This window comes from Oceaniglobus trochenteri, from assembly GCF_020529025.1.
Lineage (GTDB): Bacteria > Pseudomonadota > Alphaproteobacteria > Rhodobacterales > Rhodobacteraceae > Oceaniglobus > Oceaniglobus trochenteri.
This window is the reverse complement of record NZ_JACNMM010000007.1, coordinates 263,411-288,439: the sequence shown is the minus strand read 5'-3', so window position 1 is coordinate 288,439 and position 25,029 is coordinate 263,411. Positions and strand designations below refer to the sequence as shown.

At 66.0% G+C, this 25,029-nt stretch carries 22 protein-coding genes; 15 read left to right on the top strand and 7 right to left on the bottom strand.

Features of this window, described 5'->3' with window-relative positions; all coding sequences use genetic code 11:
* Positions 1–60 precede the first annotated feature (60 nt).
* From H7828_RS13955 to H7828_RS13930, 6 genes are all read left to right on the top strand, one after another.
* On the top strand, positions 61–1,083 hold the full coding sequence (locus tag H7828_RS13955; RefSeq protein ID WP_226781666.1) for a cytochrome c oxidase subunit II: 1,023 nt from the start codon (positions 61–63) through the stop codon (positions 1,081–1,083).
* Entirely contained in the window at positions 1,080–3,638 is a 2,559-nt protein-coding gene (gene ctaD / locus H7828_RS13950; RefSeq protein ID WP_226781665.1) for a cytochrome c oxidase subunit I, read from the top strand. Before H7828_RS13955 ends, ctaD begins: the two co-directional genes overlap by 4 nt.
* Positions 3,638–4,045 carry a hypothetical protein gene (locus H7828_RS13945; RefSeq protein WP_226781664.1) on the top strand — a complete coding sequence of 136 codons (408 nt, stop codon included), beginning with the start codon at positions 3,638–3,640 and terminating at the stop codon, positions 4,043–4,045. Before ctaD ends, H7828_RS13945 begins: the two co-directional genes overlap by 1 nt.
* Positions 4,042–4,620: a cytochrome c oxidase assembly protein gene (locus H7828_RS13940; protein ID WP_226781663.1), complete on the top strand. Its 579-nt coding sequence runs from the start codon at positions 4,042–4,044 to the stop codon at positions 4,618–4,620. Before H7828_RS13945 ends, H7828_RS13940 begins: the two co-directional genes overlap by 4 nt.
* Positions 4,617–5,666, top strand: coding sequence for a c-type cytochrome (locus tag H7828_RS13935; RefSeq protein WP_226781662.1), 1,050 nt, complete (start codon positions 4,617–4,619; stop codon positions 5,664–5,666). Before H7828_RS13940 ends, H7828_RS13935 begins: the two co-directional genes overlap by 4 nt.
* 81 nt (positions 5,667–5,747) lie before the next feature.
* Positions 5,748–6,329, top strand: a complete 582-nt coding sequence (locus H7828_RS13930) for an exopolysaccharide biosynthesis protein (RefSeq protein ID WP_226781661.1) — start codon at positions 5,748–5,750, stop codon at positions 6,327–6,329.
* A 27-nt stretch (positions 6,330–6,356) separates the two neighbouring features.
* Here the strand turns inward: H7828_RS13930 and H7828_RS13925 are convergent, their stop codons facing one another.
* Positions 6,357–7,739, bottom strand: a complete 1,383-nt coding sequence (locus H7828_RS13925; RefSeq protein ID WP_226781660.1) for an ATP-binding protein — start codon at positions 7,737–7,739, stop codon at positions 6,357–6,359.
* Positions 7,736–8,455 (bottom strand): response regulator, encoded by a 720-nt coding sequence (locus H7828_RS13920; protein WP_226781659.1) that lies wholly within the window; start codon positions 8,453–8,455, stop codon positions 7,736–7,738. Before H7828_RS13920 ends, H7828_RS13925 begins: the two co-directional genes overlap by 4 nt.
* Positions 8,456–8,731: 276 nt before the next feature.
* Here H7828_RS13920 and H7828_RS13915 point away from each other — a divergent pair, with 276 nt between their 5' ends.
* Positions 8,732–10,042 (top strand): efflux RND transporter periplasmic adaptor subunit, encoded by a 1,311-nt coding sequence (locus H7828_RS13915; RefSeq protein WP_226781658.1) that lies wholly within the window; start codon positions 8,732–8,734, stop codon positions 10,040–10,042.
* On the top strand, positions 10,039–13,155 hold the full coding sequence (locus H7828_RS13910; RefSeq protein ID WP_226781657.1) for an efflux RND transporter permease subunit: 3,117 nt from the start codon (positions 10,039–10,041) through the stop codon (positions 13,153–13,155). The genes H7828_RS13915 and H7828_RS13910 overlap by 4 nt, the downstream gene beginning before the upstream one ends.
* A 22-nt stretch (positions 13,156–13,177) precedes the next feature.
* Here H7828_RS13910 and H7828_RS13905 read toward each other — a convergent pair whose 3' ends face one another.
* Genes H7828_RS13905 through H7828_RS13890 form a run of 4 tightly spaced genes read right to left on the bottom strand, consistent with a single transcriptional unit; the run spans position 13,178 to position 15,820 of the window.
* On the bottom strand, positions 13,178–13,834 hold the full coding sequence (locus H7828_RS13905; RefSeq protein ID WP_226781656.1) for a CDP-alcohol phosphatidyltransferase family protein: 657 nt from the start codon (positions 13,832–13,834) through the stop codon (positions 13,178–13,180).
* A complete protein-coding gene (locus H7828_RS13900; RefSeq protein WP_226781655.1) occupies positions 13,831–14,229 on the bottom strand; it encodes a hypothetical protein in 399 nt (132 codons plus the stop codon). Before H7828_RS13900 ends, H7828_RS13905 begins: the two co-directional genes overlap by 4 nt.
* Positions 14,226–15,176: a phosphatidate cytidylyltransferase gene (locus H7828_RS13895; RefSeq protein ID WP_226781654.1), complete on the bottom strand. Its 951-nt coding sequence runs from the start codon at positions 15,174–15,176 to the stop codon at positions 14,226–14,228. Before H7828_RS13895 ends, H7828_RS13900 begins: the two co-directional genes overlap by 4 nt.
* Positions 15,173–15,820, bottom strand: a complete 648-nt coding sequence (locus tag H7828_RS13890; protein ID WP_226781653.1) for a lysophospholipid acyltransferase family protein — start codon at positions 15,818–15,820, stop codon at positions 15,173–15,175. The genes H7828_RS13895 and H7828_RS13890 overlap by 4 nt, the downstream gene beginning before the upstream one ends.
* A gap of 263 nt (positions 15,821–16,083) precedes the next feature.
* Between H7828_RS13890 and H7828_RS13885 the strand changes: the two genes are divergently transcribed.
* The 7 genes from H7828_RS13885 to H7828_RS13855 are packed head-to-tail and all read left to right on the top strand — an operon-like array spanning position 16,084 to position 24,324.
* The gene (locus H7828_RS13885; protein WP_226781652.1) at positions 16,084–17,655 is read left to right on the top strand and encodes an ABC transporter substrate-binding protein; all 1,572 of its coding nucleotides are present in this window, start codon (positions 16,084–16,086) and stop codon (positions 17,653–17,655) included.
* A 60-nt stretch (positions 17,656–17,715) separates the two neighbouring features.
* Positions 17,716–18,687, top strand: a complete 972-nt coding sequence (locus tag H7828_RS13880; protein WP_226781651.1) for an ABC transporter permease — start codon at positions 17,716–17,718, stop codon at positions 18,685–18,687.
* A 10-nt stretch (positions 18,688–18,697) separates the two neighbouring features.
* On the top strand, positions 18,698–19,672 hold the full coding sequence (locus H7828_RS13875; protein ID WP_226781650.1) for an ABC transporter permease: 975 nt from the start codon (positions 18,698–18,700) through the stop codon (positions 19,670–19,672).
* A gap of 5 nt (positions 19,673–19,677) precedes the next feature.
* Positions 19,678–20,880: an amidohydrolase family protein gene (locus H7828_RS13870; protein ID WP_226781649.1), complete on the top strand. Its 1,203-nt coding sequence runs from the start codon at positions 19,678–19,680 to the stop codon at positions 20,878–20,880.
* Positions 20,877–22,364: an amidohydrolase family protein gene (locus H7828_RS13865; protein WP_226781648.1), complete on the top strand. Its 1,488-nt coding sequence runs from the start codon at positions 20,877–20,879 to the stop codon at positions 22,362–22,364. The genes H7828_RS13870 and H7828_RS13865 overlap by 4 nt, the downstream gene beginning before the upstream one ends.
* Positions 22,364–23,344 (top strand): ABC transporter ATP-binding protein, encoded by a 981-nt coding sequence (locus H7828_RS13860; protein ID WP_226781647.1) that lies wholly within the window; start codon positions 22,364–22,366, stop codon positions 23,342–23,344. Before H7828_RS13865 ends, H7828_RS13860 begins: the two co-directional genes overlap by 1 nt.
* The gene (locus H7828_RS13855; protein ID WP_226781646.1) at positions 23,341–24,324 is read left to right on the top strand and encodes an ABC transporter ATP-binding protein; all 984 of its coding nucleotides are present in this window, start codon (positions 23,341–23,343) and stop codon (positions 24,322–24,324) included. Before H7828_RS13860 ends, H7828_RS13855 begins: the two co-directional genes overlap by 4 nt.
* On the opposite strand, the gene H7828_RS13850 is transcribed toward H7828_RS13855, so the two are convergent.
* Entirely contained in the window at positions 24,279–25,028 is a 750-nt protein-coding gene (locus H7828_RS13850) for an aspartate/glutamate racemase family protein (protein ID WP_226781645.1), read from the bottom strand. The two genes, H7828_RS13855 and H7828_RS13850, sit on opposite strands and share 46 nt — an antisense overlap.
* Position 25,029 lies beyond the last annotated feature (1 nt).

Below are 25,029 nucleotides of genomic sequence, written 5' to 3'. Positions count from 1 at the left end.
CTGAAGCAAACCGATGGCCAGAGAAAGTTGCGCGACGTTGAGATTGTCATGAAAACCAGCATGGCTGGGAAAAGCCGCAGGCCCATAAGCGCAGAGCCTGGCAGGCCCCGGGCACGCCTGGCGCCGCTGGTTGCGCTTGCGCTTCTGGCGGGCTGTGACGGGCGGCAATCGGTGCTGGCCCCGGCCGGGGCCGATGCGCGGGTGCTGGACAGCCTGTTCTGGGTCATGCTGACGGGCGCTGTCATCCTGTGGCTGCTGGTCAACGGCCTTTTCTTCTATGTCATGCGGATCAATCGCGGGGCGATGTCACGCCGTTTTGCCGATGGGCTGATCATCGGCGGCGGCGTGATCTTTCCCACCGTGGTGCTGGGGGCGCTGCTGGCCTGGGGCCTGTCGATCATGCCCGACCAGCGCGCCCCCGGCGAGGGGCTGACCCTGCGGGTGACCGGTGAACAATGGTGGTGGCGGGTGGAATACTGGCCCGAAGGTGCCGATACACCCATCGTCGCCGCCAACGAAATTCGTCTGCCCGCGGGCCAGCGCAGCGAAATCCTGCTGAACGCGGGCCGGGTGATCCATTCGTTCTGGATTCCGGCGCTGGGGGGCAAGATGGACATGTTTCCCGGGCGCGAAACCCGCATGTCGCTGAAGCCCGAACGCGCGGGAAACTGGCGGGGTCAATGCGCCGAGTTCTGCGGCGCTAGCCACGCCCTGATGGCTTTCGAGGTGGTGGCCATGCCCCCCGACGACTTCGACAGCTGGTTGCAGGCGCAGGCCGCCCCCGCGACGCCCCCGGGCGATGCCGCCGCACAGCGCGGCGCGCGGATCTTCGCGCGTGAAGGCTGCGGCGCCTGCCACGCGGTGCGTGGCACCGAGGCGCGCGGGGCCGTGGGGCCGGACCTGACCCATGTGGGCAGCCGCCTCAGCCTGGGGGCGGGCACGCTGGGCACCACGCTTGAGGATTTCGAGACCTGGATCGCCCATACCGGCGCGATCAAGCCCGAGGTGGAAATGCCCGGATATGACCATCTGACAACCGCCGACCTGGCCGATCTTGCGCAGTATCTCAAGGGGTTGGAATGAGCGACACAGACCAGACCGGCCCCAGCGGCCCCTATCCACCGACCGAGGCGATGCTGGCCGAGCCGGTTTCGCCCGAAGAGCAGGAGCGCACGGCCACCGAACTGCGCGCGGCCTGGGAGGCCCCGAGGGGCTGGCGCTATTTCACGGCGGTGAACAATTCGGAAGTCGGCCTGTGGTATGCCCTTACGGCCTTCGGGTTCATGTTGCTGGCGGGGGTCCTTGCGCTGGTGATGCGCTTGCAACTGGCCGTTCCCGACAACGACCTTATCTCGGCCGACCGCTTCAACCAGTTCTTCACGATGCACGGCTCGGCGATGATGTTCCTCTTCGCCGTCCCGATGTTCGAGGCGATTGCCATCCTGATCTTGCCCGCCTTCCTTGGCAGTCGCGACATGCCTTTCCCGCGCCTGTCGGCCTTCGGGTTCTGGTGCTTCGTCATCGGCGGCGTCTTCGTCATGGGATCGCTGCTGTTCAATTCCGCCCCCACTGCCGGGTGGTTCATGTATCCGCCCCTGGCCACACAGGACGAGGGACCGGGCAGCGATATCTGGCTGCTGGGCCTGTCGTTCATCGAGATTGCGTCAATCGCCGCCGCCGTCGAACTGATCGTCGGGGCACTGAAATGCCGCCCGCCCGGGATGCGCGTGAACATCATGCCGCTTTACGCGTGGTATGTGCTGGTGGTGGGCGGGATGATCCTGTTCGCCTTTCCGCCGCTGATCGCCGGCGATTTCCTGTTCGAGCTTGAGCGCAGTTTTGACTGGCCCTTCTTCGACCCCACCCGCGGCGGCGACCCGATGCTGTGGCAACACCTGTTCTGGATCTTCGGCCACCCCGAGGTTTACATCGTCTTCCTGCCCTCCATCGCCATCGCCGCCATGGTGGTGCCCACGGTCGCGCGCCGCCCCATCGTCGGCTATTCCTGGATCGTGCTTTCCGCTGTCGGCACCGGGTTCCTGTCCTTCGGGCTCTGGGTGCATCACATGTTCACCACCGGATTGCCCAACATCAGCCTCGGCTTCTTTTCAGCCGCGTCCGAGGCGGTGGTGATCCCGACCGGCATTCAGCTTTTCGCCTTTGCCGCCACGCTGATCGTGGGGCGGGTGAAGATGAGCCTGCCGATGCTCTGGATCGCGGGGGCGCTGGCGATCTTCACCGCCGGGGGGCTGACCGGTGTGATGCTGGCCATCGCGCCCTTCAACTGGCAGGTCCACGATACCTATTTCATCGTGGCGCACCTGCATTACACGCTGTTCGGCGGCATGGTCTTTCCGGTGATCGCGGGGGTCTATTACTTCTTCCCCTTCATCCGCAAGAAGATGCTGAGCGAACGTCTGGGTCGCTGGGCCTTCTGGCTGATCTTCACCGGCTTCAACGTCACCTTCCTGCCGATGCACCTGACCGGATTGCTGGGCATGCCGCGCCGGATTTTCACCTATCCCGACTCGGCGGGCTGGGGCTGGCTCAACCTGGTTTCGACACTTGGGGCCTTCGTGATCGCCGCCGGGTTTGCCGTTTTCGTCTGGGATCTGCTGCGCCCGAAAGGGAACCAGAAACAGGTGCCGCGCAACCCCTGGGACGCGGGAACGCTGGAGTGGAGCCATGACGTGCCCGAGGAATACTGGGGCGCGCGGTCGATCCCGCATATCACATCGCGCTATCCGCTGTGGGACGATCCCAAGCTGGTCGAGCGGATGGACGCCGGGCGCTACTACTTGCCCGACAGCCCCCATGGCCACCGCGAAACCATGGTGACCAGCGTGATCGACGCCAGCCCCGAACTGGTGCAGCGGGTGACGGGGCCGACCTGGATCACGCTTTGGGCGGCGGCCTTCACCGGTGGCGCCTTCATCTTTCCGACCTTCCACATGTATCCGCCCGCCATCGTTTCGGGGGCCTTTGCCGTGGTCTGCATCCTCTACTGGCTCTGGACCTCGACCGCGCGCCCGCCCGAACACGACATGCGCGAGGCGGGCCTGGGCCTGCGCCTGCCCACCTATGCCTCGGGGCCCAAGGCCGTCGGATGGTGGGCCGTCTGGATCACCATGCTGGGCGATGCCACGGCCTTTGCCAGCGTGGTGTTCGGGTTCTTCTTCTATTGGACGGCCCGCCCCGATTTTCCGCCCGAAGGCGCGCTTCATGCAACGCCCGGGTTGGTGGCGCTGGCCGCTGGTGCCCTTGTCGCGTCCTGGGCGCTGACGCTGGGGGCGCGTCACTGGAACGGCGCCGGGCGGGCCGGGGTGGCGCGCGCGGCGCTGATCGCCGCCCCCCTGCTGGCCGCCGGTGGCTGCGCGGCGCTGATCCTGTCGGTGCAGGCCCTTGAGCCGACACAGCATGTCTATCCGGCGGTGATCTGCGCGCTGACGGTCTGGGTGGTGGCCCACGGCGCGGTCGGGATCATCATGCAGCTTTATTGCCTTGCGGGCAGCCTGACCGGCAAACTGACCCGACGCTACGATGCCGATCTCTGGAACATCACGCTGTTCTGGCATTTTCTCTGCCTGACGGTCCTGGTGGCCGCGGCGGTGATGGGCCTGGCCCCGAGGGTTCTGTGATGCAGGACGAACGCCAACCACGCCCCGACGAGGAACGGCACGAATTCCGCGAAGAGGCCGAAAGCCTGTGGCGCATCACCCTGGCCCCGGTCGCCTGGGTGGCGCATTTCGTGACAAGCTATGGCATCGTCGCGCTGGTCTGCGCCAAGGCGCCCGGCCTGCTGGGCATGACGCGCGGGGGGCTGGGGCTGGCCACGCTTCTGGCGCTGGCGGTGATCGCCTGGCTGGGCTGGCGCGCCTGGCGGCAATGGGATTATCGCACCACGGGCGATTATACCAATGCCCGGGGCGAGGCCGAGGACCGCCACCAGTTCCTGGGCCACGCCGCCGTCCTGCTGGCGCTGATCTCGGCCATCGGTGTGGTCTATGGCGCGCTGCCGGTGCTGCTGCTGGAGACCTGCCGATGAGACCTGCGGCCCTTGTTTCAGGCCTGGCCCTGGCCGGCGCGATCTGGATTGCACCGCTGAACGGATGGTTCGGGGCGGCCTTCCCGGCCCACATGCTGCGCCACATGATGCTGGTCGCGGTCATCCCGCCGCTGCTGGTGCTGGGCGCGCCGCGCCTTGCCGATCGCCTGGCCCTGTCGCCCATGGTGGCGGCGGCGGTCGAATTCGTCGTGGTCTGGGCCTGGCACCTTCCCGGCGCCTATGGGCTCGCCTTTCTGGAAAGTTTCGGCCTTGTCGCCGAACAGGCCAGCTTCCTTGTTGCGGGGCTTGTCGTCTGGGCCGGGTGCCTGCGGGCCGAACAGCCGCTTCTGGGGGCGGGGGGGCTGTTGCTGACCTCGATGCACATGACGCTGCTGGGGGCGCTGATCGTGCTGGCGCCGCGCGATCTCTATTCCGAAATCTGCGGCCTGGCGCCCGATCTGGGCGGCCAGCAACTGGGCGGGCTTCTCATGCTGGGGATCGGAACGCCGATCTATCTGGTGGCGGGGCTGATCCTGACCGGGCGCGCCCTTGGCCGAACGGAGGAACGCATATGAAACGCGTCTTGCAGACCCTGGCGGCGCTGGCGGTGCTGGCTGGCCTTGCGGGCGGCGCGGTGGTGGGCCTTGGGCTTTACAACGTCTCGGCCCGGGTCGGACATCTGCAGGGGGTGTCCTGGGTGTTGCATACCACCTTTCGCAATTCCGTGCGGCTGCGCGCCGCGCGCCCCGCCGAGATGCCTGATCTGTCCGATCCGGCGCTGATCGAGCTGGGCGCCCGCCACTATGACACCGCCTGCCGTTCCTGCCATGCCGCCCCGGGCGAGGCGCAAAGCGCCACCATGGCCGCGATGGTGCCCGCGCCGCCGCCCATCGGCCAGGCCGTGCAGGGCTGGAAGCCGTACCAGTTGCACTGGATCGTCGCCAACGGCATCAAGATGAGCGGCATGCCCCCCTGGCCAGCGCAGCGCGAAGACGATGTCTGGCCGGTCGTCGCCTTCCTTTCATCGGTTCAGCAGGGCATGGAGGGCGCCGACTACGGCACCCTCACCCGGTTGCCCGATGAAGAAGCGCCCCTGGCCTATTGCCTCGGGTGTCATGGTGACGGGGGACTGGCGCAGGTGCCGCCGCTGAACGGGCAGGGGGCGGCCTATCTTGAGATGGCGTTGCAGGCCTATCGTGGTGGCACGCGCGCCAGCGGCATCATGGCCCAGGCTGCCCGTGAGGTGCCGCCCGAAACGATGGGCGATCTGGCCCGCTGGTTCGCGGCACAGCCCGTCGCGCCCATCCCACCACAGGACATGCCGGCCGACCTGGTGGAGCGGGGCCGCGCCCTGGTCCATGCGGACACCGGCGATCCCGATGTGCCGGCCTGCCGTGCCTGCCATGGCCCCGACCGGTCCGAGAGATCGGCGTTCTTCCCCAATCTGGCCGGGCTGCCCGCCCCCTATCTGCGCACTCAGCTTGGGTTGTGGCGTGACGGTAGGCGGGGCGGTGGCCCCCAGGCCGGGTTGATGCGCAAGGCGGCCCGCCACCTTGACGACAGCGATATCGCGGCGCTGGTGGCCTATTATGCCAGCCTGCCCGCCGAGACAGGCCAGTGATATCGCCCCGACCGAAAAATTCCGGGCCCATTTTGCCACGCGACGCGTTGGGCTTCTTTGGAAATCGCCCCGGGGTGGATCATGACTGAAAAACGCGCGCTCAGCGATGTTCTCGACCAACTCGAAGCTGCGGTCAGCGGCGAGGATATATCGGTGCAGAAGGTCATCGAGACTTTGGGCGAGAATTCCTTTGCCTCGCTGATGCTGGTGTTTTCGCTGATCTCGACCTCGCCGGCCAGCGCCATTCCCGGGGTCACGGCGTTGGTGGCGGCCATCGTGTTCCTGCTGGTGGCGCAGATGATCCTGGGGCGTCGGCACCTGTGGTTGCCCGATGTCATCACCCGCCGACGCCTGTCGGCCAAGAAGCTGTGCAAGGGCATCGAATGGCTGCGCAAGCCGCTGCACTTCGTCGAACGGTTCCTGGACGAGCGTCTGACCTTCCTGTTCCACCGGCCGTGGTTCTATCTGCCGCTGCTGCTGATCCTGGGACTGACGCTGTTCATGCCCTTCATGGAGCTGATCCCCACCTCGGGCTCCCTTGCCTCGGCGGTGATCGCGGTCTTTGCCGCGGGGCTGCTGACGCGCGACGGCGGGCTGGTGGTCGCCGCGATGGTCCTGCTTCTGGGGGTTCCGGCGCTGGTCTGGAGGTTCGGCTTCAACTGAAGGCGCGGCGTGCGGGATCATTTCCGCCTATCCCTTGGCCGTCTCCATGATATCCCGCAGCGGCAGGGTGATGCGCGCGCGCAACCCACCTTCGGGCCGGTTCTCCAACCGCACCTCGCCGCCATGGGCCACGATGACGGTGCGGGCAATGGAAAGACCCAGGCCCGCCCCTCCGGTTTCAAGGCTGCGGCTGTTGTCGCCCCTTGTGAAGGGTTGAAACATCTCGTCCAGCCGCTCGGGCGGGATGCCGGGCCCGGAGTCGTCCACCGTCACGATGGCATGGCGCTGGTCCCGGGTCAGGGTGACCACGGGTTCCTTTCCATAGCGCAGGGCATTGTCGACAAGGTTGCCGATGGCCCGGCCGATCCCGACCCGGCGGCCCATCACCTCGATCCCCGGGGCGGCCGCGCATGGCACCCCGCGATCCGCGCGAAGCCGTTCAAGAAGGACGCCCAGATCAAGCGGCACCATCTTCTCGGTATCCTGCCCCTCGCGGGCATAGCTGACAAGGCCGTCGGCCATCACGGTCATTTCGTCCAGCGTGCGCACCATGGCGTCGCGCTGTTCGTCGTCATCGACCATTTCGGCGCGGATCCGCAGGCTGGTCATGGGGGTGCGCAGGTCATGGCCGACGGCGGCGATCATCCGCATGCGCTCGGCGTCGAACCGCGAGATTTCGGCCTGCATGGCGTTGAAGGCCCGGGCCACGTCGCGCATTTCGCGGGCACCCTCTTCGGGGACGCGCGCGGCGCGGTTGCCGCGCCCGGCGGCGCGGGTCGCTTGTGAAAGCTGCCTGAGCGGGGTGGTCAGCCGGCGGGCCAGAACAATCGCAACGCCCAGGACGCAAAGCAGCGACAGGGAAAGGATGGTCAGGAAGGGCCTTCCATCCACATGGCCCGCGCGCGGCGCGGCGCCGCTTGTCACGACGTTGAGCCATTCGCTCTGCCCGTCGCGGGGCGAGAGGGGAATGGTGATGGCGATCACCTGGTCGGTCCGGTACTCGGCCTGCCGCCCGGGGGCGCCGGGTTTCACCGGCCGATCGATGATGGCCACCGAAACATCCGCGCGGCCCAACATGGTGGCAAGTTCGCTGGCGATATAGGTGGCCCGCCCTTCGGTGGGGGCCTCGGTCAGCATGGGCGCGGGTTCAACCCGCACCCGGGCAAACCGGGTCGAGGCATCCCGCGCGATCACCTGGCGCACCTGGGCGTCAACGGCATCCATCGCCGGGATGAGGGCGGCGATCCTTTCGATCTCGCGGTCTTCGCTGGCCTGCTGGTCGAAACGCTGCTGCTGAAACTTGAGAACCGCAAGGGCCATCATGTTCGCGATGACAATGGCGATGGCAAGCAAAAGCACGATACGGGCCGCCAGGGCATCGGGCAGCAGGCGTTTCAGACCGCGCATCATCCGGCGTCCGTCACATCGGCCACCAGACGATATCCCCCGCCCCATTCCGTCACCAGTATCCGCGGGTTCTTCGGGTTGGTTTCGATCTTGCGGCGCAGGCGGCTGATCTGGTTGTCGATGGCGCGGTCATAGGCCTTTGCCTCGCGTCCGGCCGCAAGGTCAAGCAGGGTCGTGCGGCTGAGGACCGCGCGGGGCTGGTCAAGCAGGATGCCAAGCAGCCGGTTCTCGGCCGTGGTCAGGTCGACGGTCCTGCCGTCCGTTCCCGAAAGGGTCATGGCATCGGGATCATGCACCCACCCGGCAAACGCACGCCGTCCGCGCGGCGGCCTGCCCGGTTCGGGCGGGGCGCGCCGCAGGATTGCCCGGGCGCGGGCCAGCAATTCGCGCGGGTTGAACGGCTTTACCAGGTAATCGTCGGCGCCCAGTTCCAGCCCCACGATACGGTCGGTCTCATCCGCCATCGCGGTCAGCAACAGAACCGGCGGGCCGTTGTGCGCCACCAGCCAGCGGCACAGGCTCAACCCGTCTTCGCCCGGCATCATGATGTCGAGAACGACAAGGTGAATCGCGGCCTCGGCCAGCACCTCGCGGGCCTCAGCGGCATGGGCGGCCAACCGCGTGCGAAAGCCGTGCTTGCGCAGATACTGGCCAAGGGGTTCGCGGATGTCGCGGGCGTCATCGACAATCAGGATCTGCGGCGCGATGGGGTCCGTCATGGCAAGTCTCCTTGGGCGCACTGGGCGCTTGGCTTTGCCCCAAAAGCTCTTGTTCGTGCGGAAAAATCAAGCGATCGGCCCGGAATCGAAGACAGGAATTGTCGCAAGATGTATCAGGCCGCGAATGTACGACACACCGCGACAAAGAAGCGGTAGCATATGACGGCCTGCCGTCGCAGTCATCGACCGCGGGGCCGGGTGCGTCTTGTTCGAAAGGGTCGGGGACAGAGTGATGACAGGTGGAATCGGTTCGGACAATACAAGGGGATTCTTCGCATGCGCACTTTTCTGACGCTGATCGTCGCGGTTGCGATCCTTGCCGGGGCCTATGTGGTGACCTATGGTCTGCCCCCCGCCATCGCCGCGATGATCGCCGAACCTGACGCCGCCGAAACGGCGACCGCAGCCGCCCCCGAGGCGCCGGCCCGCGGGCCCCGTGCGGGGGGGCGTCGTGGCCCGGGCGGCGGCGCGCGCGGAACGGTCGTCGTCTCGGCACCGCTGGAAATGCTGCCCCATGAAAGCGTCCTGAACTCCATCGGCACCGCAAGGGCCCTGCGCAGTGTCGATGTGGTGACAAGCGCGGCGGGCGAAGTCGTCGAGGCGAACCTTGCCGCCAACAGGACCGTCGAGGCGGGCGAGGTTCTGGTGCGTCTGGACGCGCGCACCCAGGTGCTGAACCTGGAGATTGCGCAGGCCCGGCTGGACCAGATCCAGGATACCGTGTCGCGTTATGAACGGCTTCGCAGCAACGGCAACTCGACAGTCACCGAGGTGACATTGTCCGAGGCCAGGATGGACCTGAGGCTTGCCGAGGCCGCCGTGGGGCTGGCGCAGGTCGCGTTGGACGACCGCACGATCCGCGCCCCGATCACAGGGCGCATCGGGCTGAGCGATGTCGGGATCGGCGACATGCTTGCCACAAACACGGCGATTGCCAGCATCGACCAGTCCGACGCGCTGATTGTCGAATTCGAACTGCCGGAAAGGGCCATTGGCCTGCTTTCGGGGGCAAGCACGGTTCTGGCAAGCACATCGACCTTCACGGGGCGGGTTTTCGAGGGCGAGATCGTGTCCTTCGACAGCCGCATCGACAGCGTGACGCGCAGCGTGACGGTGAAGGCCCGGATCGAGAACCCAAAGGGCGAGCTGTGGCCGGGCATGACCTTCGCCGTCCGCCTGATGCAGGAGAGCGAACCGCTCCCGTCCCTGCCATCCACGGCGATCACCTGGTCGCGGGCCGGGTCGGCCGTCTGGGTCGAGGAGGATGGGCTGGCCAGGCAGGTGCCGGTCACGATCCTGTTCCGGCAGGACGAACGTGTCTGGCTTGATGCCGAAATCGCGGAAGGCACGATGGTGGTGACGGAAGGCGCGCAAAAGCTGCGCCCCGGCGCCCGGATCATCGCACCGGGCGGCGAAGAGGGCCGGGGCCGCCGCCCCGCCGCAACCGAACGCGGCCCGCGCACCTCGGAAGATGCGCCCGCAGCGCGCGGTGGCGAGGCGGGCAAGGGTGGCCGGCAACCGGGTGAGGGCGGACAACGCGCGGGGGCAGACCCGCGCCCGCAACCCGCCACGGAAGAGCCGACATGAGCGCGCCATCGCACCAGCGCCGGTCGGGCCTTGCCGATCTGTTCGTCGCCCGCCCGATCTTCGGGCTGGTCATCAACCTGCTGATCCTGATCGCGGGGCTTGCCGCCCTGGTGTCGGTCGATGTGCGCGAGATGCCCGATGTCGACCGCCCCGTCCTGTCCGTGCGCACCAGCTATGAGGGCGCGGTGCCGTCGACGGTCGACCGCGAGGTCACACAGGTGCTTGAGGACGCCCTCAGCGCGCTCGAGGGCCTATCCTACATGGAATCCTCCTCTTCGACCGGGTCAAGCCGCATCACCATCGACCTGTCCGAAGGCACCGATGTCGATGTGGCCGCCAACGCCGCGCGCGAGATCGTCTCGGGCACCCTGCGCCGGCTTCCCGACGACCTTGACGACGATCCCACCGTATCGAAAAGCGACAGCAACGCCGATGCCATCATCCGGCTTGCCCTTCTGGGGGATGCCAGTTTCGATGACCTGACCGCGCTGGCCGAGGGGCCGGTCTATGACCGGCTGTCCACCATCGACGGAATTGCCGAGGTTTCGGTGCGCGGCAACCGGTCCAACGAATTTCGCGTGACGCTGGACATGCCCGCACTGCTCAGTCGCGGGCTGACCATCTTCGATGTCTCGAATGCCCTGAAGGCGCTGCGCGACGACACACCGCTGGGCAATCTGGAAACACCCTCGCAAACCGTCGCTTTGCGTGTCGGCAATGCGAATGCCACGGTCGAAACCGTGGGGCAGGTGCCGATAAACGCCAATACGCGCGTGTCCGATGTGGCCTTCGTGCGCCTGATCCCCGAAGAGAGCAACGTTCTGACCCGCGTCAACGGGCAGGTGGCCGTCGGCCTTGACATCACCCGGCAATCGGTCGGCAACACCCTGTCCATTTCGCGTCAGGTGGCTGTTGCGGTGGACGAGTTGCGCGCCGCGCTGCCCGAGGGCGTGGAACTGATCGTCGCCTCGGACGATGGCACCTTCATCGAAGGGTCGATCGACGAGGTGGTGAAATCCATCGGCCTTGCCACGGTCATCGTCGTGGCGGTGATCTTTGCCTTCCTGCGTTCGGCCCGGGCAACGATCATCCCGGCGGTCACGATCCCCGTTGCCCTGGTGGGCACCGTCGCCGCGATCTGGCTGGCCGGTTTTTCCGTCAACACCATCAGCCTGCTGGCCCTGGTGCTGGCGACGGGAATGGTGGTCGATGACGCCATCGTGGTGATCGAGAACATCGTGCGCAAGCGCAAGCAGGGGATGGGGGCCTTTGCCGCCGCTGCCGCCGGAACGAACGAGGTGTTCTTCGCCGTCATCTCGACCACGGCGACCTTGGCGGCGGTCTTCATCCCGATTTCGTTCCTGCCGGGGCAGGCGGGTGGCGTGTTCTCGGAGTTCGGCTTCGTGCTGGCCTTTGCCGTCACCCTGTCGTCGATCACCGCGCTGACGCTTGCGCCGGTGATGGCGGCATTTCTCGACCCCGGCAAGCCGGATGCGCGGGCAGCGGCCAAGGCCGGGTTGGGGTGGGCGTCGCGGGCCTTTGACCGCGTGATGGATCATGCGATCCGCGCGCCCCTGATCGTGCTTGCCGTTGCAGGCGGCTTTGCCATCATCGCGGCGGGGGCGGTCGGCAGCCTGTCCTCCAGCATCACGCCGGACGAGGACCGGGGGTTCTTCCTTGTCCAGGCGCGCGGCGCCCCCGATACCACGGTCGAATACCTGGATACCCAGGTCACCCAGATCGAATCGATCCTGGCCCCCTACCGCGAAAGCGGCGAAATCGCCGCGGTGCAAAGCATCATCGGCATCGGCGGCGGCACCAGTGCCTTCATCATCGTGCGCCTGCCCGACTGGGGCGCGCGTGACCGCACGCAATCGGAGATCATCGCAAGCATCAGCGGTGAACTTGCCATGGTGCCCGGTGTCCAGGTCAGCGCCCGTTCGACCAACAGCCTGAACATCCGGGGCGCGGGGCGGGGGTTGCAGTTTGCCGTGACGGGCCGCGATGTCGATGCCATGACCAATGCCGCCGACGACCTGGTGGCGGCCATGGCGCAGGACGGCGCGTTCGTGAACCCGCAGCTTTCGGGCGACAGCGTGCAGGCCCAGTTCGAGGTGCGCGTCGATCCCGACATGGCCAGCGTTCTTGGCCTGACCGAATCCGAGATCACGCGGACGGTCAGCGCGATGGTTCAGGGAAACGTCGCCGTCAGCGTCTTCGAGAACGATACCGAAACCGACGTGAACGTCGTGCCGGGCGGCCCGCCGATCAACGATCCTTCGGACCTTGAATCGATCTTCCTGCGACAGCCCGGCGGGGCCTATGTGCCGCTGTCCTCGGCGGCAACGCTGGAACCCGTCGTCAGCCGGTCGTCGATCAGCCGGCAAGGCGGATCGCTTGCCGTGTCGGTCCAAAGCAACCTGGGCGAGGGGGTTGATCTGGGCACCGCCATGACGCGCCTTTCGGAGCTTGCCGATGAAACGCTGCCCGACGGCATGGGCATCCTGTTCACCGGCGAGGCAGCGACGCTGAGCGACAGTCAGGCGGGCATGTACCTGGTGTTCGGCGTTGCGTTTCTGGTGGTCTTCCTGGTTCTTGCGGCACAGTTCGAAAGCATCGCCAGTGCCGTCGTCATCATGCTGACCGTGCCCTTTGGCCTTGCCGCCGCGCTGATGGCGATTTCACTGACCGGCGGGTCGCTGAACTATTACAGCCAGATCGGGTTGGTGATGCTGATCGGAGTCATGGCGAAGAACGGCATCCTGATCGTCGAATTCGCCAACCAGTTGCGCGAGGCGGGGCAGGATATCGACAGCGCGATCCGCGACGCCTTGCGTCTGCGGATCCGGCCGGTGATGATGACGATGGTATCAACCGTTTTCGGCGGTCTTCCCCTGATCCTGACCTCGGGCGCGGGGGCCGAGGCGCGCATCGCGGTGGGGTGGGTGATCGTCGGCGGTCTTGGCTTTGCCACGGTGTTCACCCTGTTCCTGACGCCGGTGTTCTACCGCTGGATCGCGGTATGGGGGGCTGCGCCCGGAATGGCATCGGCACGGCTGCGGCGCGAAACGGGCGCGGCGCGGCACCCGGTTGGCGATGCCGCGGGCACCTGACGGAGGGCCATCTTTTGGGCGCTCAGCCCTTCCACGAACGCAGAGCCGCGATCTGGCGGGCCGAGCGGCGCAGTGCGGTCAGAACGGTTCCGGCAATGGCGATCCACAGCGCAAGGGCAAGAATGGCGCCCTGGGTCAGGCCCAGCACCGGTTCGAACATGGCCAGCAGGGCGGCCAGGGTAAACAGCGCCATGCGTTGCGGTTTGCCCAAGGGGCCGGCGAAGTCCGGCGCCAGCCCGGCGGCATGGCCAAGTTCGCGGATATAGGCCGTCAGCACCGCGAAGGTGGCAGCGGCCCAGCCCAGAATCGGCAACCCCGCGCCAAGACCCGCGCCCACAAGGATCAGGATGTCGGAAAGGCGGTCTGGCGCCTCGTTCCAGAAGTAACCGTCGGCCGCGCCCTTGCCGCCTTCGACCGCGACCATGCCATCCAGCAGGTTGCACAACAGGCGAAGCTGAATGCCGATCATCGCGGCAACAAGAAGGGCGGGCCGGGCGGCGCCATCGCACCAGGCACTGGCCGCCAGGGCAAGACCGGCCAGCGCGGCAAAGAGGATGCCCAGCATGGAAATATGGTTGGGCGTCAGGGGCGTGCGGGCCAGCCATGATGCGGCGGCCCTGGCCCAACCGGTCTGACGGCTGGCCAGAGGGCGGCGGGCGGCGGGCTGTTCTTCGGTCATCGGGTCCCTTTCTGTGCCATGCGCCAGAGCGTGAAGCTGTAAAGCGCGCCATAGGTCGTCGAGGTAAGAAGCGGCACCGCAATCGTCGCCGCGATTTCCGGCGTGCCAAGTGCGGCGTGTATGGCGACAAGCAGGCAAAGCGAAACCGCGAAACAGGCCAGCGGCGGCGCCCAGAGCGCGGTTAGCCCGCGAGATCCCGCTGAAATCGCCTCGATCGCGGATTTCAGCGCCAGGGTGATCGCCGCCGACATGGCCCCCTGCGCGGCGCCCGAGATCAGCCTTTGGTCAAGGGCATGGCCGTGGTTGGCGATCATCGCCCAGCCGCCCATCAACAGGAACGCAACGCCCGCGTGGGTGGCCGGATGCCGGGCCGCTTTGCGGAAACCGGCGTTCATGTCATCGACCATCCGTAGCGGACGAGGTGAAAGAAGATCGGCGCCGAAAACACGACCGAGTCGAGCCTGTCGATGAAACCGCCATGCCCCGAGATCGTCTGCCCCCAGTCCTTCACTCCCCGATCACGCTTGATGGCCGACATGACCAACCCGCCGAAAAACCCCATGAGGGCGATCACGAAGGCCAGCAGCGTTGCACCAAGCGGGCCGAAGGGCGTGATCCACCAAAGGCAGCCCCCCAGCGTCGTGGCGCTGGCAACCCCGCCGACGAAACCCTCGACGGTCTTGGATGGCGACAGGCGCGGCGCGATCTTGCGCCGCCCCAACAGCTTGCCCCAGACGTATTGCAGGACATCGCTCATCTGGACGACCACGACAAGGAAGACGATCAGCAGCACATTCCGCCCCTCGAAGCCCGGAATTTCGAGGTTGAGAAGGGCGGGAACATGGCTGGCGCAGAAGACACAGATCATCACCGCCCATTGGGTTTCGGCCACGCGTACCAAGTAGGATTGCGTATCGCCGCGCAGGGCAACGACAATCGGGGCAAGCAGGAAGACATAGACGGGAATGAAGATCGAATAGAGCCCGTACCAGCCGATGCCGATCAGGACATATTGGACCGGCAGGACGACAAAGAAGGTGGCGGCCAGCGCCCAGTGGTCGGCCTGCCGAAAATTGGTCAGCGTCGTGAATTCGCGCAGCGCCGCGAAGGAGCACAGCGCGAAAAGAACGATCACCCCCGTCCGCCCCGCCAGAAAGGCCAGCGACAGCAGCAGAACCATCCCCCACCAGGCGCGGACCCGTTCGTTCAGGTTGGCGATGGCATCGTCCGTCCCGCCCGGTGCCACGAAGCGGCGCAGCGCCCAGCCGATGAGAGATGCGAAGACAAGGATCACGGCGATCCCGCCGATGACCTTCAGAAGGTCGGTCTGGACATCGGTCATGCGGGCTCCTCGGTGACACGCAGGTTCAGCATGGCGGCCCGGGCGCGGGCCAGGAAGGCATCCTTTTCCTCACCGTGCTTCAGATGCAGCGGCGCTCCGAAGGTCACGGTGCAGATGATGGGAACCGGCACGAATTCTCCCTTGGGCAGGACGCGGTTCAGGTTCTCGATCCAGACCGGCACCAGTTCGACCTCGGGGTGCGCCTGGGCCAGGCGGAAGAGGCCGGACTTGAAGGGCATCAGGGGTTCGGGGGTGGTGTTGCGGGTGCCCTCGGGGAACAGGATCAGGGAATCGCCGCTTTCCAGCGCCTGGGACATGATGCCGATGGCATCGGGGCCTTTCGCGTCGGGCGGCACCTTTGGCCGTTCGATCAGGACCGCGTCGAAGACATCGCGCCCGATGAATCGGCGCATGCCCGAGGCATTCCAGTAATCGGCCGCCGCGACGGGACGGGTCCGTCGGCGCAGATGGGTGGGCAGTGTCGTCCAAATCAGCACGAAATCGCCGTGGCTGACATGGTTGGCGAAATAGATGCGCTGCCGCGACGAGGGTTCGATCCCCATCCAGATGCCCCGAACCGCCGTTATCAGCCTGGCCAGGACGACGATCATCCAGCCGACGGCCTGCCCGATCATCCCGCGCATGAGTTCCCCTTCACCACTGTCTGTTCAAGTCGTACCGAGCCAAGGCGCAACACTCAACCGCTGCCCCGGGGGGGGGCGCCGCGCCTTGTCGGTTTTCCGCCCGTTCGTGCGGCAGCCGATGTTTCGGCGCCTGTTTTTTTCGCGCAGGGCGCCTGCTCCGAGGATTGTAGAGCAAAATGTTGACAAAATGATTGACAATTATGGGCGCACCTCGTTTCCTTGAGAAGAAGAGCTTGAACAATGATGATCGGGAGGAGTTACGAATGAGATTCACGTCAAAAGCCACCATCGGCGCCGCAGTGGTGTCGTGCATGCTGGCCAGTTCGGTCAGTGCCGAAACCCTGCGCTGGGGCAGTCCGCGCGACATCTATTCGCTGGATCCCTATTCCTATGGCAGCACGTCGAACCTGGCGTTCCTGAACCATATCTATGACGGCTTGGTGCGCTATACGCCCGATTTCGATATCGTTCCGGCCCTTGCCACCGATTGGGAACTGATCGACGATGGCAAGGCCTGGCGCTTCAACCTGCGCAAGGGCGTGACATTCCACAACGGCGCCGAATTCACCGCCGATGACGTTGTCGCGTCGATGAAACGGGTCAGCGACCCCAAGTCGCCCCTGCGCGGCAACATCCCGCTTTATGCCGATGTGACCAAGGTTGACGACTACACGGTGGACATCGCCGTGACCTCGCCCAGTGCGCTGTTCCTGAACGACATGACCAACATCTTCATGTTCGATGCCGACTGGCTGAAGGACAACGGTGCCGAAGAGCCCACCGACGTTGGTGCCAAGGTCGAGGGCTTTGCCACCCACAACACCAACGGCACCGGTGCCTTCGAACTGGTCAGCCGGGTTCCCGACAGCAAGACGGTGCTCAAGGTCAACGACAACTGGTGGGACGAGAAGAAGCACAACCTGGACATGATCGAATTCATGCCGATCTCGTCGCCCTCGACCCGGGTGGCGGCGCTTTTGTCGGGCGAGATCGACCTGACCGACGGCGCGCCGTTGCAGGACGTGGCCCGCCTTGAGGCGCAGCCGAACATCACGGTTGTGCAACGGGCCGAACTGCGCACGGTGCTGATCGGGATGAACCGTCGTGACACCCTGAAGGACGGGCGCGACAACTTCTTCAACGATCTGCGGGTTCGACAGGCCATCGACATGTCGATCGACCGCGAGCTGATCCAGAAGCGGGTCATGCGCGACATGTCGCGCGCCGCAGGTACGCTGATCGCGCCGGAAATTCCCGGCTATACCGAGGAACTGGACAAGCTGACCGAGGTGAACGTCGAGAAGGCCAAGGCGCTGCTTGAAGAAGCGGGGGCAACGGGGGCCGAATTCACCCTGCTGTGCATGACCGACGAAAGCGTGAACGAGGAAGACGTCTGTTCGGCGCTGATTTCGATGTTCACCCGGATCGGCCTGAAGCCCACGCTGGACATCGGGCCGCGGGCCATCCAGGCGCCCAAGCGCAACAATGGCGAAGCCGACATGTTCCTGATGGGCTGGGCCAACGAACCGACGCTGGATGCCTACTCGATCCTCAGCCAGGTGCTTTCGACCCGCGAAGGGGCGGCCGGCGTGTCGAACCGTGGGGGGTGGTCCTATCCCGAACTTGACGAGATGGTGAAGAAGGCCGCGCTGGAGCTGGACCGCGAAAAGCGCCTGGCGATCGAAACCGGGGCGATGCAATTTGCCAAGGATGAACTGATCATGCTGCCGCTGCACCAGCAGCCCATGGCCTGGGCGATGACCGACAAGGTCGAGGATGTCGCCATCGGTGCCGACAACAAGCCGCGCCACTGGCTGACCCGGCTGGCCGACTGACCCCGACGACATGCCCCGGCCCGCAACGGGCCGGGGCCCCTATCCCTGAAAGGCGGACGTATGCTTGTCTTCATCCTCAAGCGATTGTTCAACGCAGCCATGGTGATGCTGGCGGTCGCGTTCCTGGCGTTCCTGATCTTCCGTGCCGCGGGCGACCCGGTCGAGATCATGGCAAACGACCAGATGTCGATCGAGGACAAGGAGGCCCTGCGCGACAGTCTTGGCCTGAACGACAGCTTCGTCACCCAGTATCTCCGGTTCGTCGGCAACGCGGCTCGGGGCGATTTCGGCATTTCCTATCGCAACGGGCAGAAGGTGCTGGGCCTGATCGCCGACAGGTTCCCCGCGACGATGGAACTGGTTCTGGTGGCGACGATCCTTTCCCTGGTGATCGGAATTCCACTTGGGGTTCTTACCGCCATTCACCGGGGGCGATGGCACGCCGAGGCCCTTCAGTTCGTGTCGATCATCGGTGTTTCGCTTCCGTCCTTCGTTGTCGGCATCCTTCTCATTCTCGTGTTTTCCGTGATCCTGGGCATTGCCCCCGCCTTCGGGCGCGGCGAGGTGGTGGATCTTGGATGGTGGTCGACAGGGCTGCTCACGCCATCGGGGCGCGCGGCGCTGGTGCTGCCGGCGATCTCGCTGTCGCTGTACCAGATCACGCTGATCATGCGCCTGGTGCGGGCCGAGATGATGGAGGTCATGCGATCCGACTTCGTGAAGTTCGCCCGCGCCCGGGGTGTGCCGCGCTGGCGCATCCAGTTCCGCCATGCGCTGAAGAACTGCCTGATGCCGGTCATCACTATGACGGCGATGAACGTCGGCGCCCTGATCGCCTTCGCGCTGATCACAGAAACGGTGTTTCAGTGGCCGGGCATGGGGATGCTGTTCATCCAGGCGGTGACATTTCTCGATATTCCGGTGATGGCCGCCTACCTGTGCATCATCTCGTTCATCTTCGTGACGCTGAATACCGTGGTCGATATCGCCTATGCGGTGATCGATCCGCGCCTGCGCCATGCCACACGCTGAGGACGCCGCCATGCCAAGCCCCGTTTCCCGCGATACCGTCGCCAGTGCCAAACCGGCGCAGCCCATCGCCCGCCCGTCGCGGTTCGCGCGGCTGCGCCAAAGCGACCTGTGGTATTCCTTTACCCACAACAAACCGGCGATGATCGCGGCGGCTGTATTGCTCCTGGTGGTGCTGGCCGCATTCTCGGCGCCCTGGATCGCCCCCCAGGACACCTATGACCCTGCCCAGCTTTCGCTGTGGAATTCGGAACTGCCGCCGATCTGGATGGACGAGGGGCAGATGCCCTTCCTGCTGGGCACCGACACCCAGGGGCGCGACATGCTCTCGGCGATCCTTTATGGCTCGCGGATCTCGATCCTGATCGGCATCGCGTCGGTGATCCTGTCGCTGACCGTGGGCCTGACGGCCGGGCTGGTGGCCGGATACTTCGGCGGCATCACCGACAATGTCCTGATGCGCTTTGGCGACATCCTGCTGTCGATCCCCACGATCCTGATCGCCATCCTGGTCAGCGCGCTGGCGATGCAGGCCTTGCCGCCCGACCTGCGCGAGGTGGGCGCCGCGGCGGTTCTGGTTCTGGCCATCGCGCTGTCGGGCTGGGTTCAGTATGCGCGCCTGGTGCGGGCCCAGACAACCGTCGAGCGGGGCAAGGAATACGTGCAGGCGGCGCAGCTTCTGAAGGTGCCCGCGCGGCGCATCATGGTCAGCCACATCCTGCCCAATACCCTGACGCCGATCATGGTGGCGGCGACGCTGAACTTCGGCCTGGCCATCCTGACCGAGGCGACACTGTCGTTCCTGGGCATCGGCATGCCGCCAAGCCAGCCCAGCCTTGGCACCCTGATCCGCCTGGGCAACCAGTTCCTGTTTTCCGGCATCTGGTGGGTCGTTCTGTTCCCGGTGCTGCAACTTTGCCTGATCGTGGTGTCGGTCAACGTGCTGGGCGACTGGCTGCGCGACGCCCTGAACCCGAAACTGAGGTAATCGAAATGTCCGATCTTCTGATCCGCAATCTGCGGCCCATGGCGAACGATGCCTGTGACATGCTGATCGAAAACGGGCGGATCGCCCGCATTGCCCCCGGCATCGACGCACCGGGCGTGGCCATCGAGGACGGCGCCGGCGCCATCGCCATACCGGGGCTGGCCGAAACCCATACCCACCTGGACAAGACCATGTGGGACATGCCCTGGTATGACGGGCGCAAGGGCGGAACCCTGCAGGATCTGGTGGACAACGAACGCCATTCGCGCATTCCGCTGGGCATCGACGTGCACCGCCAGGCAATGCGCCACGCGATCCGCCTGATCCGCACCGGCACCACCCATATCCGCAGCCATGTGGACGTGGACACCGACCATCGCCTTTCGCTGCTTGAGGGCAAGATGCGGGCGCGTGACGCGCTGGCCGGTGCCGTCGACATGCAGATCGTGGCCTTTCCGCAATCCGGCCTGATGGTGCGCCCCGGCACGGCCGAGCTATTGGACGAGGCTCTGTCTGCCGGGGCCGACGTGGTGGGCGGGCTTGATCCGTCGTCGTTTGACCGCGACCCGAAGGCATCGCTGGACACGACATTCGCGCTGGCGGTGAAGCACGGCAAACCCATCGACATTCACCTGCACGAACCGGGCGAGCTGGGCGCCTTCACCATGGAGATGATCATGGACCGCACCGAAACCGAAGGATTGCAGGGGCGCGTCGGCATCTCCCATGCCTTTTGCCTGGGAATGCCCGATCAGGCGCGGGTTGCGGGCCTGATCGACCGCCTGGCGCGGCTCGACATGCGGATCTTCACCACCGGCGCGCCCTCGGCGACCTGCCCGTCGCTTCTGGCGTTGCGGGCGGCGGGGGTGAAGGTGGGCATCGGCTGTGACGGCATCCGCGATACCTGGGGCCCCTGGGGGCAGCCCGACATGCTGGACCGAGCCCGCATCGTGGGCATGAAGAACAAGCTGCGCCGTGACGAGGAACTGGTCGCGCTGCTGGATACCGCCACCACCGGCGGGGCGGCCGCCATCGGAATCGCCGACCACACCCTTGAGGTTGGCGCGCCTGCCGATCTGACGCTGGTTGCGGGTGAAACCCTGGCCCATGCGGTCGTCGAAACCGCGCCCCGGCCCCTTGTCGTCAAGGCGGGCCGTGTCGTGGCCCGGAGCGGCGAATTCTGCGTTGAAGGAGTATCCATGCCATGACCGACCTTTCGCAACTGACGCTGGGCGAAAGGCCCGGGGGCCGCACCGCGCTGCGCGCCGATTGGGTGCTGGGCCACGGCGACAACGGGCACCAACTGATCCGGGACGCAGAGGTGGTGATCGAGGGCGGCAAGGTTCTGTTCATCGGTCAGCGGTTCGGAGGCGAGGTGGCGCGCCGGATCGACATGGGCAGATCGCTGATCTCTCCGGGGCTGATCGACCTTGACGCCCTGTCGGACCTGGACACCACCATTCTGGGCATCGACAATCACCCCGGTTGGGCCAAGGGGCGGGTCTGGCCGCGCTCCTACGTCGAAAGCGGCCCCTACGAAATGTATTCGCCGGAAGAACTGGCCTTTCAGAAACGCTATGCCTTCGCGCAGCTTCTGCTGAACGGTATCACCACGGCGGCGCCCATCGCTTCGCTGTTCTACCGCGAATGGGGCGAAACGGTGGGCGAATTCAACGCCGCCGCCGATGCCGCGGGCGATCTGGGGCTTCGGGTGTTCCTGTCTCCGGCCTATCGCGCGGGGGGCATGGTTCTTGAGGCGCCCGACCGCATGGAACCCGTCTTTGATGAAGAACGCGGTCTGGCCGGGCTTGCCGATGCCGTCGCCTTCATAGGCGCGCAGTCGGGCCGCCATGATGGCCTGGTGAACGGGATGCTGGCCCCCGACCGGGTGGAAACCTGCACCGAAACCCTGCTGCGCCGCACCGACGATGCCGCGCGTGACCTGGGGGTCAGGTTCCGCCTGCACATGGCGCAGGGCACGATGGAACGCGACGTGGTGCAGCGCCTGCATGGCCACACCGCCCCCGGCTGGCTGGCCAGCCTGGGCCTGCTGAGCGACCGGCTGATCGCCCCCCATGCCACGGTGGCCACCGACGCGGATCTGGAGCTTTACGCAAGGCATGGTGTCAGCGTCGTTCACTGCCCGCTGGTGTCATGCCGGGGCGGCGGATCGGCGTTGCGGTCTTTCGCGGGGTTGAAGGCGCGGGGCATCAACATTGCCATGGGCACCGATACCACGCCGCCCGACATGCTGCTGAACCTGCTGGTGGGCCTGATCGCCGCGCGTATCGTGGAAGGCGGCCCGCAGGGCGCCAGTTCCGCCGACCTGTGGAACGCCGCGACACTGGGGGGCGCCGATGCGCTGGGGCGGCCCGATCTGGGGCGCCTGCATGTGGGCGGCCCGGCGGACATCTCGGTGTTCGGCCTTGACGATCCGGTCATGACCCCCGCGATCGATCCGATCACGACCCTTGTGGCCGGCGGTTCGGGCAAGGTGACGCGCGCCGTCTTCGTGAACGGCCGCCTTTCGATGGCGAACGGTCAGGTTGCCGGCCTTGACCTGGAAAAGGCCCAGTCGCGTGCGCAGGCGCAATACGACGGCGTGGTGGCCAAATACCCCGAACGCAGCTGGGGCCATCCGCCCCTGGCCGAAATCTTCCCGCCCAGCTTTCCCATGGCGAAGGACACATGATGAGCGATACCCCCGTTCTTGACGTTCGCGCGCTCAGCGTGGAGTTTCCGGGCCGCCACGGCACGCTGACGGCCCTTGACGGTATCTCGCTGTCAATCCAGCCCGGTGAGATTCTGGGCGTCGTCGGTGAATCCGGCGCCGGCAAAAGCATGACCGGCCTGGCGGTTCAGGGCTTGCTGGAACCCCCCGGTCACATCGCGGGCGGCGAGGTTCACCTGGCGGGCCGGCGGATCGACCGGCTTTCGGATCGTGATATGGAAAAGGTGCGCGGGGCCGAGATCGGGGCGATCTTCCAGGACCCTCTCACCTCGCTGAATCCCTTGTTTTCGGTCGGCCAGCAGTTGATTGAAACCATCCGGCAGCATCTGGACCTTGGACGTCGCGAGGCGCGCCAAAGGGCCGTCGAACTTTTGGCCGAAGTCGGCATTCCCGCGCCCGATGAACGGGTCGATCATTATCCGCACCAGTTTTCCGGCGGCATGCGCCAGCGTGTCGTCATTGCCCTGGCCCTTGCGGCGCGCCCGAAGCTTATCATCGCCGACGAACCGACGACCGCGCTGGATGTTTCGATCCAGGCCCAGATCACCGCACTTTTGCGCCGGTTGTGTGACGATCACGGTACGGCGGTGATGCTGGTGACGCACGATATGGGCGTGATCGCCGAAACCGCCGACCGGGTGGCGGTGATGTATGCCGGGCGTCTGGTGGAAATCGGCCCGGTGGTCGAGGTGATCGGCAATCCGCAGCACCCCTATACCGCCGGGCTCATGGGATCGATCCCCGAGCTGGGCGCGCGTAAGCCGATGCTGACCCAGATCGACGGATCGATGCCGCGTCTGGATTCGATCCCGCGGGGCTGTGCGTTCAATCCGCGCTGCCCGCATGTCATGGAAAAGTGCCGCACCGATCGCCCCGAACTGGTGGTCAGCGGCAGTGGCGCCAGCGCCTGCTGGCTGAACGACAAGGAGGATGTGGCATGACTGCTGCCCTTTCCGTTACCGACCTGACCCGCGAATTCGACGTTTCGGCGCCCTGGCTGAACCGGGTGGTGGAACGCAAGCCGCGCGCCTTTCTGCGGGCGGTCGACGACATCAGTTTCGACGTGCCCTTCGGGTCGTGCCTCAGCCTTGTCGGTGAATCGGGCTGCGGCAAATCCACTGTCGCGCGGCTGGTGACGGGCCTTTACAGCCCGACGCGGGGCAGCCTGCGGTTTTCGACCGACCCGGCGGGCAAGCCTCTGGCGGCGCAGATGATCTTCCAGGACCCCTATGCAAGCCTCAATCCGCGCTGGCGCGTGTTCGACATCATCGCCGAACCGCTTCGGGAATTGAAGTTGCGCGACGGTGACGCGGCAATTTCCGACCGGGTGTCCGACCTGCTGAGCACTGTCGGCCTGTCACCCAAGGATGCGCGCAAGTTCCCCCATGAATTCTCGGGCGGTCAACGCCAGCGCATTTCGATCGCCCGTGCCTTGGCGGGCGAGCCGCGGTTCCTGGTCTGCGACGAACCCACATCGGCGCTGGATGTGTCGGTGCAGGCGCAGATCCTGAACCTCATGCGCCGGCTTCAGGACGAAATGAACCTGACCTATCTGTTCATCAGCCATGACATGAGCGTGGTGCGCCACATGTCCGATCAGATCGCGGTGATGTACCTGGGCCGGATCGTCGAACAGGCGCCCACCGAAACCCTGTTTGCCGAACCCAAGCACCCCTATACGCGGATGCTGCTGGAAACGATTCCGAACGTACGCAACCCGCATCGCCGCCGCGAAGCACCCTCGGGCGAGGTGCCCAGCCCGCTGAACCCGCCTTCGGGCTGTGCCTTCCACACCCGCTGCCCGCTGGCCGACGCACGTTGCCAGGCCGAGCGCCCGGCAATGCTAAGCCACCCTGACGGCAGCCGCGTCGCCTGTCACCGAGTGGCCGAGGCGATGGACCCGGCCCCCGCCGCGCCGTGAGCGGGGGCCTTTGGCCGCGGAAAATCGTAGCTGCCCAGTTTCGACGTATGGAACCCGGCATGAACCAGCCCCTCGGCCATTTTCACGGCGGCGATCACCCCGTCGATGACCGGCACGCCCGTGCGCGCTGTCAGCGTGGCGCAGAAATCGGACATGCCTGCACAGCCAAGGATGACGGCTTCGGCGCGGTCCTGGTCACGGGCGGCCTCGATCTGGCGCACCAGCCGTGCGATGGCGTCTTCGCCGTCCTCTTCCAGGGCAAGAACCGGCATGTCCACCGCCCGCACCGCGCGGCAGCGGTGGCCCGCGCCGTAGCTTTCCACCCGATCCTCGATGATGGGGACCGACCGGGGCAGGGTGGTCACCACAGAAAACCGCGCCGCAACAGTCATGGCCACCTGCACGGCCGCCTGGCAGATGCCGACAACCGGACCGCGCGCCGTTTCACGCGCCGCGCCCAGGCCGGGATCGTCGAAACAGGCGATGACATGGCCTGCGATGCCCGCACGTTCTCCGGCGCGGATCAGGTCCAGCATGGCGGGAACGGACATGGCTTCGTCGGCGTGGCCCTCGATGCTGGCCGGAGTCGAAAGCGGGTTGTGCGTTTCGATCACGGTGCCGGGAAAGGCCACACGTTCGGCGCTGCGGCGGATCAAGGCGGTCATCGATGGCGTCGAATTCGGGTTGATCACGTTGATCCGCATG